This is a genomic window from Paraflavisolibacter caeni, assembly GCF_025628885.1.
Lineage (GTDB): Bacteria > Bacteroidota > Bacteroidia > Chitinophagales > Chitinophagaceae > Flavisolibacter > Flavisolibacter caeni.
The window spans coordinates 21239-37828 of record NZ_JAOTIF010000015.1 but is presented as its reverse complement, the minus strand read 5'-3'; the positions used below and the strand labels follow the sequence as shown (position 1 = coordinate 37828).

The following is a 16590-nucleotide window of genomic DNA, read 5'->3' as shown; positions in this document are numbered from 1 at the left end:
TTCAGCTTAGAAAACACCAGCTTATCTTATTACTTATTTGTAATAATCAGTCATTGAACAAAACCACATACTTTAAAACGATATGAAAAAATGCAAAAGCGGTTGCGATTTGAAAAGCTGCTTTCTATGTACCATGTGTATACCAGATTGGCTTCCCGCCATAGATGCTAACAGGCAAAATTTCCTGTACAATAAAGGCGAAGTGATATTTAAAGAGGGCGACCCTGTGCAGGGTATCTTTTTTTTATATTCCGGCCTGGTAAAAATTCATAAGCAGTGGGGAAGTGACAGGGAACTGATTGTTCACTTTGTAAGAAAGGGAGAAATACTAGGCCACCGCGGACTGGGAAAAAACCTTATATACCCGGTTTCAGCTACCGCACTTGAACCAATCACAGTTTGTTATCTGCCATTGAGTTTTTTTAAAAGCACACTCAAAGTAAATAATGAACTTCTATTTCAATTGATGGTTAATTGTTTTGATGAATTAGAAGAATCCGAAAAGAAAATGCGAGACCTGGTTCATTTGCCTGTAAAAAGCAGAGTCGCCCAGGCCATATTCACTTTAAAGGAAAAGTTTGGTTACAATGAAGAAGGCTTTATCGATATTGCATTAAGCAGGCATGACCTGGCTTCATTCGCCGGAACAACATACGAAACCGCCTTCCGCACTTTAAATGAATTCATAAATGATGACCTAATAGAAATGTCCAACAAAAAGATCAGGATCAAAAATGAAAAAGAGCTATTAACCCCGATAATGAATGCACACTGATGAAAGAAAGTATTGTATAGATATTAAAAAACCAAACATTCAACCAGGTCACCTTTACGCAACTCCATTTTATCTGCAGGCTGCCAGGCAAAACCATCCGCATGGAAAGCAGCCAACACATCTCCGGAGCCATTAAAATTCAAGGGAACAGCAACTACAGGAGCTGACTGAATTTTTACAGGAAAGAATTCATCCAATGAAGTTTTCTTTTTTCTGGTTCCGGAAAAAGGCAGTTCAAGTATCCTGGAACGCTCCAGGCCAAATGCATGAATAAGATAAGTTTCAATAAAAAGCTTAAAAGTGACATGACAGGAAAGCGGGTTGCCCGGCAAAGCAAAAACAATACCCCCATTCGGCATTGCACCACACCAAATAGGCTTACCTGGCTTGATTGCCACTTTATGAAATAGCTTTTTAATCCCCAGTGATTCCAGAACTTTTGGAACATAATCAGCATCTCCGGCTGACACCCCGCCACTCATGATCAACATATCACAAGACATTGCCTCCTTAAGTGTCTTCAATAACTCATCCTCACGATCCTGGATATGCGCATATTGGAAGGGAATAATATGCCATTGCTGCAATAAAGACTTTAAAAGATGAGCATTACTGTTCCTTATTTGTTGTGGCAAAACAGGCTGATGAACAGGCACCACCTCATCACCTGTTGTAAACAGGGCCACTTTAGGGAGACTTTCAACTATTACATCAGCTTTACCCAATGAAGCCAACGCAGTAATCACCGCCGGCTTGACTGGGATTGAAGCACCGATCACCAGTTCCCCTACCCTTATATCCTCTCCCTGGCGGGCAATATTCTGAAAGGGCCGGAGTTCTGATGCATGAATGGTTACACGTCCGCCCGTTTCCACCGTATCTTCTCTTCTGATAACAACATCTGATGATAATGGTAAAGGCGCACCCGTCATGATTTTATAACACTGACCTGCAGCTATGCTTTTAGCTGCCATCTGGCCAGCAAATACCGTTTCAATGATTTGAAACTCACGCATCCCACTTTCAAAATCCTCCAAACGAACAGCAAAACCATCCATTGCCACTCTATTGAAGGGCGGATAATCCCTATCAGCTACGATAGGTTCAGCCAAAACCCTACCAAGAGCCCGATCCAGCGAAACAGTTTCCTTTCCAAAGGAATGAGCTTGGGTTGCAATTATTTTTTGTGCTTCCTGAAAATTAAGCATACATAAGTTTTTAATGCCCCCCACCTTTCATCATCTTTCTTGCATGAAAAACAGCCGGCAGAATAGCTTCCAGCGATTCCCTTGCCCCATCCGAACTGCCCGGCAATGTAACGATCAGTGTTTGAGCAATAGATCCCGCAACTCCACGACTCATCATTGCAAGGGGTGTGCGCATTTGTCCAAAAGAGCGCATGGCCTCCGTTATACCATCAGCATCTCTTTCAATGATTTCTTGAACAGCACCAACCGTGTTATCTCTTGGCCCTAATCCTGTCCCTCCTGTGGTAAATATGAAATGAACATCTTCGGCTACCCATTCCCTTATTTGCTCCTGGATCAAGCCCTTATTATCAGGAACCACTTTATAGTGCACAACATTAGCATTTAATTCCGACAACATTTGTTGGATCAGCCTGCCACTCTTGTCCTCCCTTTTTCCTTCTGCCGTTGAATCCGAGCAGACAAGAATCGCACAGGTAGGTGGTGTTGAAAAATATTTCTTACGGTCGCTTTTACCTCCTTTCTTTTCCAGCAGTTTAATAGACCCGATCTCAAGCTGAGTATCCACTGGTTTGAGCATATCATAAATCTCCAAGGCTGCAACTGATACACCCGTCAGCATTTCCATCTCAATGCCTGTACGCCCAATTGACTTTGCTTCCCCCATAATAACAATACCACTACGCATAAAAACTTCCGGATTAAAATACTCATGATGCGCTTCTTCCTTCAAAAACTCAAACTCCACATCCATGCCATCAATAGTAACGGGATGGCAATGAGGCAATAATTGTGGCGTTGCTTTGGCACCAAGGAAAGCCGCCGCACGAGCAACATCAAATAAATTCCCCTTTGGAAGTTGTTGATCCTCTATCAACTTGATGGTTTCAGGAGAACAAAAGATAATCCCTATTGCCCTTGCAGTACGTAGTGTGATTTGCTTGTGCGTTATATTCCGCATGTAAAACGATGATTATAAGTTTGATACTATAAATTGTTTGGCAGGCTTCCTTTCTATTACATCAATGCTATCTCCAACCTGTAAGATACCCTCCCCCTGGTGCAAAAGATTCTGACCAAAATAAATATTATTATTGCTCAAGCGGTATGTAGCCAATGTTTTTAATGGCTCCTTTCCCGCTTTTCCTTCATCTTGATTAATCGTAGTCACCACACAACGGGAGCAAAGTTTAACCCCGTAAAAATGGATGTCATGAATAACAAAATGCGACCATTGATCTTCTTCGAACGGCTGCCCTCCTGTAAAGACAATATTGGGACGAAAACGGTTCATAGGCAGCTTTTCTTTCAGGCGATTATTTAAATCATCCAGAGAAGCTTGCCCTATAACCAAAAAAGGATAGCCATCTGAAAAAGAAGTGATTTCTCTATTCTTTGCATACCTCCTATCCACCTGACGACGTGTCGTTTCTGGCATATAAACTAACCGGCATTTTGCTGATAGCATATCTGAGAACCAGTTATCTACATCATGCCCCACTACCTTGGCCCTACAACGGTCACCCCATACTTGCACCAGAGTTGTTTCACCCGTTTGAGGTGCAAATGAAATCACAATAGAAGCATTATTCTTTTTATGATAAACCCTTAACCCGCCTTCAACAACTTCAACCTGCAGCAATGCCATCTCTGCGTTTGTTCGCTGCGTCATGAATTCACCTTGTTCATCTACCAACATCCATCTTCTGTCATATTGTAACCCCCGATCAGTTACAACTGCCGATGAAAGAGAAATCCCACCAAGCGACTTGATGGGATAAATAAATATTTCACTTACTTGAAGCATGTGGCGAAAATAAATTAATTGATTACACTTCTTCCCAAACAGATGTTGCAAAAAACTCCAGCGATGGATCCCTTGCCCCCATCAGCAATAACACGCAATCCTGGGTTAAATGAGGTCGAACTGCCTCTAGCAGATCCCCTCTGTTTGCCACAAAAAAGGCAGGTTTACCCAAAGCGGCCAAATCATTGATCAGGTCACCGGCTGAAATTGTTTTCTCTGCTGTACCGCCGGCATAAAATATCTCACTCATCCATATTTCATCCTGCGGACGTAAAACAGCAGCTATTTCTTGCACAAAATCATGACGTAAGAAATTCGTTGGTCCATATCCGTGAGGCTGGAACCAGGCGATTACTTTAGAAGCCACTGGCTGGCAAGCACGAATGCTGGCTGCACACTTGGCCGGGTTGTGGGCATAATCATCAATCACCCAAACCCCATCTTTTTTACCCAAAACCTGGTGTCGCCGGTAGATCCCCTGGTAGTTTTTCAATGCATCAGCACAAGTGGTCAGCGCTACGCCAATTTGATTGGCCACAGCTACTGCAGCCAGTGCATTTTCCATATTGTGTTGCCCAACCGTATTGAGTTGAAAGGGAACATCATTGATCTTAAAACGTACAATAAAGCCCTGCTGTTCAAAATCTGTAGCGACATAGCCAGCTCCAGAGTTCACATCAAGAGAAAAATCAAAAGCTATATTTTGTGATAATTGCTTAGAAAGAGTGTGAGATTGATTGACTATAAACTTTTTACTGTTGGCTTTGAAAGTAGTAAAAATCTCCATTAATGTATCCAGCTCCTTATGATCTTTATCCATATTCAGCAATAGGCCGATTTCGGGCTTGTATTGTACAATAGAACCATCACTCTCATCAGCTTCAATAACCAACCACTCCCCTTTGCCCATTTTTGCGTTACCAATTTTACCTTCTTTGATAAGACTGGTAAGCCCTGCCCCACTAATAATACCGGGCTGCAAACCTCCCTGTTCTAAAATTTCATACAACATGGCCGCGGTCGTACTTTTTCCGGACGTCCCACCCACAGCAATTGTCTTTTTACTCTGCGCTATCAAAGCCAGCAGTTCACTCCTTTTAATAATCGGTATGCCAAGTTGCTTTGTTTTTTGCACTTCCGGCACAGTGTCTTCTATTGCTGTAGAAACCACCACCAGGTCTGTATTAGGCGTAATACCTTCACCATTTTGCAAAAAACAACGAATACCTTCAGCTTCCAGCTTCTCCTTGGTTTCATTGGGAACATTCGGTAGAAAATAACGGTCAGAACCAGCAACTTCTTTACCAGCCCCTTTCAGGTATTGCGCCAACGCACTCATACCGCTTCCGGCAACGCCAATAAAAAATATATTTTGAATTTCGTCTAGGTTGGATATCATGTAGTTTGCATTAAGCAACAAATATAATGTTATGCTCCACAAAAAGACCGGCAAAAGCCGGTCGAAAAAATTATGGAAATATATAAACAGCCATTATATTGTCTCTATGCCAACACCAATATACACCTTGCCCTCTTTTACTTTCACAGGGTAAGTTTTAATGCTTTCACAGTCATCGCTGTTTAAGCAATCACCAGTCAGCAGCGAAAACGTTTTTTTATGAAAAGGACAAGCCACTTTAGGCTCACAATGTTCGCCATGACTGCCAATCATTCCTCTCGATAAAACCATTTGCTGCTTATGTGGGCACAGATTCTGTGTAGCAAACCACTCACCTCTGCGTGTGAAATTATATACAGCAATTTGCTCTTCACCATACTTAACACAAGCTCCGCCATTTTCCGGTACATCCTCAACAGAACAAGCTATAAACCACTTGATCCTGGCTCCTGTTACGGAACTCTGAACATTCTGAAATTCTAAAGATTCGCTAAGGCTCATAAATATTATTTTTTATCTAATCCCTAAAAAGTTCAAAACCTTAAAAAGAGAATATATTTTGATAAGATTTGATTAAATAGAACAATCACACGCTCTAATGATTGACCAACCTAAGTCTCCCCTTTAGAGGACGGGGGTGTCTATTTACCACTCAACTGCTTTTATCTGCGCTCTCATACTTTCGAATTTTACCGTTGGATCCTTTTCTACAGGAGCATTCACAAAGTGATTAAAGCGCTTGCGGAGTTCAGGGGTTTCTACCACCTCTTTCCATTCACATTTATATGTCTCAACCAGATATTGCATTTCAGCTTCTAGTTGTGCTCCTATACCCAGGCTGTTATTGACAATTACATTTTTCAGGTAACTCATACCACCTTCCATTTTATTGAGCCATGTAGCAGTACGGGTCAACGGGTCTGCGGTCTTAATATAGAAAATCAGGAAGCGGTCGAGATATTTAATACAAGTCTCTTTATCTACATCCGCGGCTAACAATTGCGCATGCTGCGGCTTGGATCCACCATTGCCACACACATATAAATTCCAGCCTTTTTCTGTAGCAATGATCCCAAAGTCCTTACCCTGCGCTTCAGCACACTCACGAATACAACCGCTCACACCACCTTTCAACTTATGCGGCGCACGAACACCCCGGTACCTTTCTTCGATTTCAATAGCAAAGGATACACTGTCATGCAATCCAAAACGACACCAGGTACTACCAACACAACTCTTTACAGTTCGCAGGGATTTACCGTAAGCATGACCACTCTCAAAACCTGCCGCGATCAACTCTTCCCATATCTTCGGCAGATCGCTTACATGGGCTCCAAACATATCTATACGCTGACCACCAGTAATTTTTGTATATAAGCCATACTTCTTGGCAACTTCTCCCAGGGCAATCAATTTCTCTGGAGTAATTTCACCTCCAGCAATACGGGGCACGACTGAATAGGTACCACCTTTTTGGATATTAGCAAGGTAACGGTCATTACTATCTTGTATCGTATCCTGTTTCAGGATCATATCATTCCAAAGACTTGCCATAATACTGGCAACTGCCGGCTTACATACTTCACATCCATCGCCTTTACCATAAAGATTTAAAGTTTCATCATAGGTCTTTATTCCGTTTATTTTAATGAGATCAAAAAGCTCCTGGCGTGAATAATCGAAATGCTCACAAATCACATTCTTCACATACAGACCCTGTGATTTCATAGTTCCGGCAATTAGGTCTTTTACCATAGGCACACAACCTCCACATCCGGTCCCGGCCTTGGTGCACTTTTTCATTTGATCTATAGTACATGCATTCTGTTCAGTTACAGCTGCACAAATAGCACCTTTGCTAACAGCCTCACATGAACAGATCAATGCATCATCAGGAAGATTCATTACACCCGCACCCTCACTGGCGGCTCCACCCCTGCTGCCTAGTATCAAATCTTCTGGATCTGGCGGTAAAACGATTTTGTTGTTTACTGTTTGTAACAACATATTATAAGCACTGGCATCGCCTATCAGGATACCACCCAGCAAATGCTTTCCATCTTGAGTAATATTGATTCTTTTATAAGTACCCTTGTGGGTATCTTCAAAAATAACAGAACGACACTCAGGTTCAGAAATAAAAGGATCACCAAATGAGGCCACATCTACACCTATCAGCTTCAGCTTTGTACTCATATCAAAGCCGGTAAAAGATTTCGAGCCACCACAAATGTTAGCAGCCACAACCTCCGCCATATCGTAACCAGGAGCCACTAGGCCGTAGATCATGTTGTTGTATAAGGCGCACTCACCAATAGCAAAAATGGAAGCATCACTGGTTTGTAGCTTTTCATTGACAAGAATACCGCCACGACTACCAACCTCAAGCCCTGACAAACGAGCCAACTCATCTCTGGGACGAATACCAGCAGAAATAACAAGCATGTCCACATGAAGTTTGGAATCATCGGCAAATTGAAGAGCTTCAATTTTACCATTTCCCTCAATTGAACTTGTATTTTTATTTAAATGTATTTGCAGCCCAAGCTGGCTCAGCTTATATTGCAGCATTTTACTTCCGACATCATCTATTTGCCTTGGCATCAGTCGAGGCGCAAATTCTACCACATGCGTTTCAGGTATACCAAGATCCAATAGCGCCTTTGCCGCTTCCAACCCCAAAAGCCCTCCTCCTATTACTGCACCTCTCTTTGCTTTTCCAGCATAAGACTGAATAAGCTCAAGGTCTTCTATAGTACGGTAAACAAACACCCCATCTTTTTCAACTCCGGGAATGTTAGGCACAAAAGCAGACGAACCCGTTGCTAAGACCAGGTAATCATATTGAATGGCCATCCCATGCAGAGAGTGAACCGTTTTAGCAGTACGGTTAATCTCCTGTACAGGATCACCTAAATAAAGGGTAATACCATTTTCTTTATACCAGTCAGAAGAAGAAAGGCTAAGATCGTCCGCTGTTTTACCACTAAAATATTCACTCAAATGAACACGGTCATAAGCAATGCGGGATTCTTCCCCAAATACAATAACATTGAAATCTTTAGATTTTGCCACAAGCTTCTCACAGAACTTGTAACCCACCATTCCATTTCCGATAACAACAACTGTTGGCTTGGTCGTCTCCATGCATAAAGTTTTTTGAAATGATCACATCAAAAATTCAACATAAACACATAAATAATTTATATCATTAATGCATTTACTGTGCAATGATACAAATTTTATCATTCAAAATGCGATTTTAATCATATTAAAGTTTATTTTTGAATAAGAAAAGGCACTCCTAAACCCTAAATACATCACATTGATTTATTTTTAATACATATTGCAGCTGAACAGTTTGATTGCCTCAATAACCATAAATAGCTGTGCAATCTTATAAAACATGTAATTATGAGTAACCTAATGAAGAAAGCACCTGAATTGATAGTAGTAGGGGCTGGACCTGGCGACCCGGATTTAATAACACTGAAAGCAATGAAAGCTCTTCAACGTGCTGATGTTGTTTTATATGATAATTTGGCCAACCAGGAGATCATGAATCATTGCTCCTCGGCTTGCGAGAAAATATATGTAGGCAAATTGCCATATGGCGATTATACACCTCAAGAGGTCATTCATGAGTTAATCAAAGAAAAAGCATTGACCAAAGGCACAGTAGTCCGTTTGAAAGGTGGTGATCCTTTTGTTTTTGGCAGAGGCATGGAGGAAATTTTATATGCAAGAGCTGAGGGCATTAGCGCTTCTTACATTCCCGGCATTTCCAGCATGCAGGCTGCAGGCTTTGAAGATATTCCACTTACCCATCGTGGCATTAGCGAAAGCTTTTGGGTGATCACTGGCACTAAAAAAGATGGCACCTTATCGGAAGATTTAAAAACAGCTATTCAGACCAGGGCTACAGTCATTATATATATGGGTATGAAAAAATTGGAAGAAATCTCCAGGGCTTATGTAGAGAAAAGTGCGGGAGATTTACCTGCCGCCATTATTCAACATGCATCACTTCCCCATAAAAAAATGGTCATAGGCACTGCGAAAGAATTAGTACAAATGGCAGCAAACAAACAACTGAAACATCCTGCTCTTATTATTATCGGCGAAGTGGTTAGGCTTGCTTCTGATAATTTTTGTGAACAAGTGGAAAACTTTGCCATAAGAAGAATAGCATAAGGATTTAATCGATCCGTATTTTCGCACTTTTGCAACTATGGAACTGAATTTAAAAGCCGCCTTTCTCAAAAAGCTGATGGTACATTATGTAGGGAGTAAGAATAACCTGGATCCCCTTCTCCTTTCTGAAGAAGCGCTTAAATTGGATGAAGAAACAATACAGATTACTGGTGAAAGCTTTCTGAACAAGTTCAAAGACGCTGTTGAGTATTTCAGCTTCCATCATCCGTCCTCCCTGGAGTTCAATGAAGTCTATAGTTATGCTTCATCCCTCTACCAGGATAAAAGCAGATTTGAGGAGCTTTCAGTTAAAATAGCCCGCCATCTTTATGAATCTTCTACACATCCAAAAGTAAAAGGTGGCGAATTATATGTTGCTTTATTTGAAGAACTTCCAGTTGAAGGAAGATTTTATACGGCCTTAGGTTTATTTAAAACCGAGAACAAATCACTTTTTTTGGATGCGCGCCATGCAAACAGCGAATTCAGCCTGGAGATAAAGGAAGGTGTCGAACTCAATAAAATTGATAAAGGCTGCCTGATCATATTTACAAAGATGGACGAAGGCTTTGACGTACTTATCTTTGATAACCAGAACCGTGGAGAAGAAGCCCAATATTGGAAGGAAGGATTCCTGGGATTGACACCTCAGAAAAATGAGTTCCACCACACCAACCAAATTCTTACACTAACCAAACAGTACATTACAGGCCAGATGGAGGAAGAGTTCAGCCTGGAAAAGAAAGAACAAATCGACCTCCTGAACAGGTCGATCGATTATTTCAAAAACAAAGAATCTTTCGATATCAATGAATTTCAAACCGAGATATTTCAGAAGGATGAAATGATTGAATCATTCCGCAACTTCGGTTCTCGCTTCGTCGAACAAAACGATTATGACATTGCAGCCTCCTTTGAAATTGACCCGCAAGCCGTTAAAAAACAACAAAGGATCTATAAAAGCATCCTGAAATTGGATAAGAATTTTCATATTTATATCCATGGCAACACCGACCTCATAGAAAAAGGCATCGACCTCGACGGCAGAAAATACTATAAAATCTACTACCAGGAAGAATCCTGATTTAAACAATACTTCATTCTTTTGGCCCTGAGCGTAGCAAAACTCCCCTTTAGGGGTTGGGGGCTTGCCTCTGCTTCATCGCCTCATATAAGATCATCCCGGTGGCTACGGATACATTCAATGATTCAAACGCACCGGCCATTGGAATTTTGAATTGCTCGTCACAGATCTTCATCAAGGCAGGATACACACCTTTATCCTCACTTCCCATCACCACTGCGCTTGGTTCTTTCCAGTCTACTTCATGAAGTGCCTTCTTAGCTGTCATTTCAGAAGCAAACACCCTGATACCATTCAAATGCAGTTCATCAACTGCCTTCATTAGACTATTGACCCGGCAAACATGTAAATGCTCCAGGGCACCAGCAGACGACTTCATAGCCTCTTCATTCAAAGCACCCACCCCCTTATCAGGAATGATCATCGCCTGGGCGCCGCAGCAAACAGCAGTACGGGCAATGGCTCCAATATTTCGTACATCTGTTACGCCATCTAATATGATGAATAAAGGCGTTTCACCCTTACCCACAACATGGTCAATAACCTGTTGCAAATCCAGGTACTGCACCAAAGCGGCAAAAGCAATAATCCCTTGGTGATTGGCCCTGGTAATTGAATTCAGCTTCTCAACCGGAACAACCTGGATGGGAACATTATTCTTTTTTGCCAGTTCCCGGATGGTATGAACAATTTCACCACCCGTATTCTTTTGCAAAAGAATTTTGTCGATGGGACGCCCGGATTGCAGCGATTCGATCAAAGGCTGACGCCCTATGATTAGAGATGTTTTCTTTATAGCCACTTACTTAAGTTTTCCTTCCAGTAATAAAATTTTCACTTTCATGATGGCTGTTACAGCCAGGGCATCAGTAATGATCCCCTGCTCCACCATCTGATAAGCTTCTTCAAATGGAACCTTTTTTACCATTAAATCTTCAGTCTCTTCAGGAGACGCATCTTCCTGCCTTAGATCTCTGGCCAGGTAGATTGACCCATATTCATCACTAACCGAATTAGACAAGTGAAGATCCATCAACTTTGTCCACTCCCCGGCAACAAGGCCGGTTTCTTCTTTTAATTCCCTCTGAGCAGACTCTAAAATATCTATACCAATTGGACCACCTCCTTCCGGAATTTCCCAACTATATTGGTCGAGCACAAACCGGTATTGACCAACTAGATAAGTATTCAAATGCTCATCCAAAGGAATGATCCCTATTGCATAATTCTTAAAATGAACCTTACCATAGATTCCTTTCCCTCCTGAGGGATTCAACACATCATACTCAGTAAGCTTGATCCACTTGTTATCATATACTTCTTTTTGCCCTAATATCGTCCACGGGTTGATATGCTCCTTCATACTCAGAAAATAAAAACCTCCCCAGCTTAGGGGAGGCAAGTAAATATCATATGTATTGGAAATCAGGAATTCGGAATACGTACATAAACAAAGTACTTTACCAATTGAATACTAATCATTTAATTCTTAATCCCAAACTCCAAATTCCTAACTACCGATTCCCAATTAGCTAATGCCAAATGCTTGTTTCACCTTAGCAACATAATCCAGCTTCTCCCACGTAAACAATTCCACTTCTTTCACTATACGTTTGCCTTCTGGCGATACAAACTCTTTAGTCAATACCTCTGGCTTACGACCCATATGTCCATAAGCAGCTGTTTCACTGTAGATAGGATTACGAAGTTTCAGGCGTTCTTCAATAAAATATGGACGCATATCGAAAATCCCTTCTACGATCTTTGCAATTTCACCATCAGTCTTATTCACCTTTGCTGTGCCATATGTATTCACATAAATCCCCATTGGCTTTGCCACACCAATTGCATAAGACACTTGCACCAATGCTTCCTCACAAACGCCGGCGGCTACCAGGTTTTTAGCTATATGACGGGTAGCATAAGCAGCAGAACGGTCCACTTTTGAAGGATCTTTACCACTGAAAGCACCACCACCATGTGCACCTTTACCACCATAAGTATCTACGATGATTTTACGTCCTGTCAAACCAGTATCACCATGAGGTCCGCCGATAACGAACTTACCTGTTGGGTTAATGTGATATTTGATCTCTCCCTTGAATAAATTAGCATAGGTACTGTACTTGGTCTTTATTCTTGGAATGAGAATATTGATAATATCATTCTTGATCTGCTCTTGCATTTTCTCTTCAGTATCAAAATCATCATGCTGAGTAGAAATTACAATGGCATCAATTCTAATGGGCTTATTATTATCATCATACTCTAAAGTCACCTGGCTTTTAGCATCTGGACGCAAGTATTTGATTTCTTTATTTTCTCTGCGCAACTCTGCAAGTTCTTGCAATAATTTGTGGGCTAAGTCTAGTGCCAGCGGCATGTAATCTTCTGTTTCATTGGTAGCATAACCAAACATCATACCTTGGTCACCTGCACCTTGCTCTTCTTTATCCTTTCTGTCCACGCCCTGGTTAATGTCTGAAGATTGCTCATGAATGGCAGATAAAATGCCACAAGAGTTGGCTTCAAACATGTATTCACTCTTAGTATATCCAATCTTGCGAATCACTTTTCTGGCGATATCCTGTACATCTAAATATGCACTTGACTTTACCTCACCAGCCAGAATAACTTGGCCAGTAGTAACAAGAGTTTCGCATGCAACCTTAGACTGAGGGTCAAAGGCCAGGAAATGATCAATTAGAGCATCAGAAATCTGGTCCGCAATTTTATCTGGATGACCTTCAGAAACACTCTCTGATGTAAACAAATAAGGCATGGGTATATTTTATTTAGAATTATGTAGAGTTAATTAACTTTTAAACGACGGCAAATATAAACAGCAATGTCCAATTAAATCTTCGAGTATACAATACGAACCCTCATCCGCATGGCAGGATCTCCAAAATTACCACCAGCCAACACCACTCTCCCATCAGCAATTTTGTCTAAAACCTGCATGGTTACCTTCTGGTTTAATTTCTTATCATAAACTGTTGCACTCAGCGGAGCATATAAACGCAAAGTGTAATTGGGTTCTTTCCTGGTCACAATACCTTGAACATGTCTTGATATATTAAACCTGAATGTGTTATCAAATTTCAACTGCCCGCCAAAAGAGCTGAAAGGTATTGCAGCGCTTGCTGTAATAGGAAGATCATTTTCCAGGTTAAAGGCCGTATCCTTTGCATAATTGATCTTGTCAAGCATCAATTGCACTGGAGGAGTAAGAACATTTTCTAACTCTGAAGACTGTTTATAAATGATCAACTCAGCCAGGTGAATCACATTGTTGCCAAAAGTATCCAATGCAGGAATCCGAAGGTTGGCATAAGATCCGGGAGCACTTTGCAGGTAAACCTTATCATCCTGTGGCTGCCCATTGTTTAAATAAGTAGCCCATCCACCTGCAGGCGTTCTCTTTATAGGGTTAGCCACACCTCCCGGATGAGACGCCCCGGTCGATGTCGTGCGTGCATGATGCACAAAATCAGTAACACTAGTATCCTTCACACCATTTATAGTTGTCCGGAAGTATACACTCAATTTTGTATTTGTGTTGTCAAATAGATTAAAATAGCCTAATCCATTGCCAGCAGCATCTGCTTTGATCGCCAAACCACGGAAAAGTGTATAAAATATGGAATCCTTATTATAACCTCCATTGGGGCCGTAGGCCGTATCATAACTGGCAAGACGGCGGCCAAGCTCTGTATCCAACTTGATCCGCAACACATTGGCAACCCTCTGTGTATCACTACCGTTAATAACGGTTAGAGAATCTTTTAAAGAACTTAGTGCAAAGTTTTTTGAACCCAATTCAGATCCGGCTGTAGCATAGTCAATCCCATCGCTGAATTTATAAATAGCCGTATCTACAAAACCGGAATTTTGAGCAATCTCAAACACCCGTACGGTTTGCATACTATTGGTATCGCCATATTTTCCTGAATAACGAAGCGACAAAACAACAGAATCAATCAAAAGCGAATCGCGATCAACAAATGGATAAGCTCCTTCAGCTGCCGATGAGCTGACATTGAAATAGGCATCTCCATGTGTTTGCCCAAATTCAGGATCATTACCAATATGCCCTATCCCTACCAGGTCACTGGCGAGAATTTTTGTTGTATCGTTAAACAGTATGTTATCGGACTCTACCGCGAAATAAGTCTCAAAAGTATTTACATTATCAACCGGGGGTATCAGATCTCCACCTAATTCAGTGGCTTCATTTATCTTTTTGCACGAGCTGATTAAGAACAAAATGCCAGTCAATCCTAAAACCAAGGATGCAACCCATCTGCGTTTATTCACAAAAGATTATTGAGCTGTTAAAAAATTACTATGTATAAAACTACTTCGCAAGGTCGCTATACAACTGTAAATAGTCTGTTAAATCAGACTCAGGATTATAAGGCAGGGTTTTCTTTCCTTTTACTTTAGAAAACTCTTCAACTAGTTTAGGATCAACACTTTCATCACCAAAAGTGATAGCGTCGGCATTGGTAGCTCCGCCTCTTAAAAGTGCTTCATTATCCGCATCTTTGAAAACTTCAAGATCCTTTTCTTTTAACGATGGATGTATCAGTGCCTTTTCGATAAAATCGCTGCCAAGGCTTTCCTTGAATGTGGTCTGCCCTATTGTAAATACCACTTTACTGTGAGAGAAAACAGGCTCTTTTTTATAAACTGTTTTCAAATAGAACGGAATCAATCCGGTCATCCAACCACTACAATGAATGACATCAGGAGGCCATCCAAACTTTTTTACCGTCTCTAGGGCACCTTTACAAAAGAAGACTGTGCGTAAGCCGTTATCATCAAACCACTGGTCATTCTCATCAGCAAACACAAATTTCCTCTTAAATAAATCTTCATTGTCCAAAAAATACACTTGCAAACGAGCATTGGGTAAAGAGGCTACTTTGATCTGCAGTGGAAAATCTTCATTATCAACAGATACATTGATCCCGGACAGGCGCACAACCTCATGCAACCGATGACGGCGCTCATTGATTGTGCCAAAACGGGGCATGATACAGCGAACCTCAAAACCACTGTCGTTCGACTTGATAGCCAGCTTGTTTACAATTTCCGAAAACTCCGTTAATTCCAAATAAGGCGACATTTCGTTGGCAATAAATAAAATTCTTTTCTTTGCTGACATTGTTACCGTTTTAATCGCTTTTTTTACAAAAGGTTTGCAAAGGTAACTATTTATTATTATAAGGACTAAACCACCTAATTGCCCTGAGACTACAATGATCATATTTAAAGAATCCAGCCGTATTAACAGTCACCTGCAATCTTTGAAAAAAGATGGGAAAAGGATCGGCTTTGTGCCCACTATGGGAGCTCTACATCCGGGGCACCTCTCACTCATAAATACTTGCAAGAGTGAAAATGACATTACAGTTTGCAGCATCTTTGTTAATCCCACCCAATTTAACAACCAGGAAGATTACATAAACTATCCTGTCACAATAGAAAATGATGTTAAACTTTTAATAGAATCAGGGTGCGACATTTTATTTTTACCTCCAGCCTCCCAGGTGTATCCCAAAGACTACCAAAAAAAGCACTATGATTTGGGAAATATTGAAAATATCTTAGAAGGCTTCTACCGCCCCGGTCATTTCCAGGGTGTATGCCAGGTAGTGGACAGGCTGCTGACAATTGTCGACCCGCAGGCTTTATATATGGGCCGGAAAGATTATCAGCAATGCATGGTCATTCAGAAACTATTGGAATTAACAAAAAGACAATCCCTTCAGCTTAGGATTTGTCCAACCCAACGAGAAACTGACGGCTTAGCCATGAGTAGTAGAAACCTCCGGCTGAACAAAGAGGAAAGGAAACAGGCCCTGAATATCAGCAAGGTGTTGAATTTCATGAAAAAGGAAATAGAACACCTCCCTATTCCTCAAATCAAAGAAATAGCTGTAAAAGAACTGGAAAAGGACGGCTTTGTGGTAGACTATATAGAAATCTCTGATGCCCAGACACTTGAGCCTGCGAGCAGCAATTCTAAACCTTTAGTTGGCTTGATCGCAGCATCATTGAATAAAGTGAGGCTAATTGATAATATGGCATTAAATAGTTAAATAAACATCTCTT

15 protein-coding genes are annotated in these 16590 nt (G+C 41.1%); 4 read left to right on the top strand and 11 right to left on the bottom strand.

All coding sequences use genetic code 11. From position 1 onward, the window contains the following. Nucleotides 1-82: 82 nt before the first annotated feature. Nucleotides 83-775, top strand: a complete 693-nt coding sequence (locus tag OCK74_RS16715; RefSeq protein ID WP_279298205.1) for a Crp/Fnr family transcriptional regulator — start codon at nucleotides 83-85, stop codon at nucleotides 773-775. 23 nt (nucleotides 776-798) lie between these two features. Here the strand turns inward: OCK74_RS16715 and OCK74_RS16710 are convergent, their stop codons facing one another. The 6 genes from OCK74_RS16710 to nirB form a co-directional block, all read right to left on the bottom strand. Beyond that, nucleotides 799-1983, bottom strand: coding sequence for a molybdopterin molybdotransferase MoeA (locus OCK74_RS16710; protein WP_279298204.1), 1185 nt, complete (start codon nucleotides 1981-1983; stop codon nucleotides 799-801). A gap of 10 nt (nucleotides 1984-1993) precedes the next feature. After that, entirely contained in the window at nucleotides 1994-2944 is a 951-nt protein-coding gene (gene moaCB, locus OCK74_RS16705) for a bifunctional molybdenum cofactor biosynthesis protein MoaC/MoaB (RefSeq protein ID WP_279298203.1), read from the bottom strand. A 12-nt stretch (nucleotides 2945-2956) separates the two neighbouring features. After that, the gene (locus OCK74_RS16700; RefSeq protein WP_279298202.1) at nucleotides 2957-3790 is read right to left on the bottom strand and encodes an MOSC domain-containing protein; all 834 of its coding nucleotides are present in this window, start codon (nucleotides 3788-3790) and stop codon (nucleotides 2957-2959) included. 22 nt (nucleotides 3791-3812) lie between these two features. After that, entirely contained in the window at nucleotides 3813-5189 is a 1377-nt protein-coding gene (locus OCK74_RS16695; RefSeq protein WP_279298201.1) for a UDP-N-acetylmuramate--L-alanine ligase, read from the bottom strand. Between the two features lie 93 nt (nucleotides 5190-5282). After that, the gene (gene nirD / locus OCK74_RS16690) at nucleotides 5283-5690 is read right to left on the bottom strand and encodes a nitrite reductase small subunit NirD (protein ID WP_279298200.1); all 408 of its coding nucleotides are present in this window, start codon (nucleotides 5688-5690) and stop codon (nucleotides 5283-5285) included. A gap of 144 nt (nucleotides 5691-5834) precedes the next feature. Further along, nucleotides 5835-8336 carry a nitrite reductase large subunit NirB gene (gene nirB / locus OCK74_RS16685; protein WP_279298199.1) on the bottom strand — a complete coding sequence of 834 codons (2502 nt, stop codon included), beginning with the start codon at nucleotides 8334-8336 and terminating at the stop codon, nucleotides 5835-5837. A 267-nt stretch (nucleotides 8337-8603) separates the two neighbouring features. Here nirB and cobA point away from each other — a divergent pair, with 267 nt between their 5' ends. Together cobA and OCK74_RS16675 are read left to right on the top strand one after the other, a co-directional pair. Then, nucleotides 8604-9383 (top strand): uroporphyrinogen-III C-methyltransferase, encoded by a 780-nt coding sequence (gene cobA, locus OCK74_RS16680; protein ID WP_279298198.1) that lies wholly within the window; start codon nucleotides 8604-8606, stop codon nucleotides 9381-9383. Nucleotides 9384-9420: 37 nt separating this feature from the next. Continuing rightward, nucleotides 9421-10467 (top strand): nucleoid-associated protein, encoded by a 1047-nt coding sequence (locus tag OCK74_RS16675; RefSeq protein ID WP_279298197.1) that lies wholly within the window; start codon nucleotides 9421-9423, stop codon nucleotides 10465-10467. 49 nt (nucleotides 10468-10516) lie between these two features. Here the strand turns inward: OCK74_RS16675 and rlmB are convergent, their stop codons facing one another. From rlmB to OCK74_RS16650, 5 genes are all read right to left on the bottom strand, one after another. Next, a complete protein-coding gene (gene rlmB / locus OCK74_RS16670; RefSeq protein ID WP_279298196.1) occupies nucleotides 10517-11269 on the bottom strand; it encodes a 23S rRNA (guanosine(2251)-2'-O)-methyltransferase RlmB in 753 nt (250 codons plus the stop codon). After that, nucleotides 11270-11830 (bottom strand): NUDIX hydrolase, encoded by a 561-nt coding sequence (locus OCK74_RS16665; protein ID WP_279298195.1) that lies wholly within the window; start codon nucleotides 11828-11830, stop codon nucleotides 11270-11272. A 165-nt stretch (nucleotides 11831-11995) separates the two neighbouring features. Further along, a complete protein-coding gene (gene metK / locus OCK74_RS16660) occupies nucleotides 11996-13249 on the bottom strand; it encodes a methionine adenosyltransferase (RefSeq protein ID WP_279298194.1) in 1254 nt (417 codons plus the stop codon). Between the two features lie 74 nt (nucleotides 13250-13323). Next, on the bottom strand, nucleotides 13324-14787 hold the full coding sequence (locus OCK74_RS16655) for a DUF4270 family protein (RefSeq protein ID WP_279298193.1): 1464 nt from the start codon (nucleotides 14785-14787) through the stop codon (nucleotides 13324-13326). A gap of 40 nt (nucleotides 14788-14827) precedes the next feature. Further along, the gene (locus OCK74_RS16650) at nucleotides 14828-15640 is read right to left on the bottom strand and encodes a glycogen/starch synthase (protein WP_279298192.1); all 813 of its coding nucleotides are present in this window, start codon (nucleotides 15638-15640) and stop codon (nucleotides 14828-14830) included. Nucleotides 15641-15734: 94 nt separating this feature from the next. Between OCK74_RS16650 and panC the strand changes: the two genes are divergently transcribed. Continuing rightward, complete coding sequence (gene panC / locus OCK74_RS16645; RefSeq protein ID WP_279298191.1) at nucleotides 15735-16577, top strand: pantoate--beta-alanine ligase; 843 nt, start codon at nucleotides 15735-15737, stop codon at nucleotides 16575-16577. Nucleotides 16578-16590: the final 13 nt, after the last annotated feature.